1 pseudogene is annotated in these 219 nt (G+C 63.9%); it reads left to right on the top strand.

Annotated features, from left to right (window positions below):
• Window positions 1-219 (top strand): annotated as a pseudogene (locus tag J5M67_RS29510) (sulfatase-like hydrolase/transferase); the annotation flags it as partial.

Genomic DNA, 219 nt, shown 5'->3' with positions numbered 1-219 from the left:
CCCAGGCGCTCAAGGCCCACGGCTATGCCACCGGCCAATTCGGCAAGAACCACCTGGGCGACCGCGACGAGTACCTGCCCACCAACCACGGTTTCGACGAGTTCTTCGGCAACCTCTACCACCTCAATGCCGAGGAAGAGCCGGAACGCCCCTACTGGCCGAAGGATCCGCAAAGCCCCTACGTCCAGCACTTCTCCCCGCGCGGGGTGATCCATTCCT

The sequence above is a fragment of the Pseudomonas sp. 30_B genome, assembly GCF_017491605.1.
GTDB lineage: Bacteria > Pseudomonadota > Gammaproteobacteria > Pseudomonadales > Pseudomonadaceae > Pseudomonas.
The sequence above is the reverse complement of the archived record's forward strand: the minus strand, read 5'-3'. Positions and strand labels throughout refer to the sequence as shown.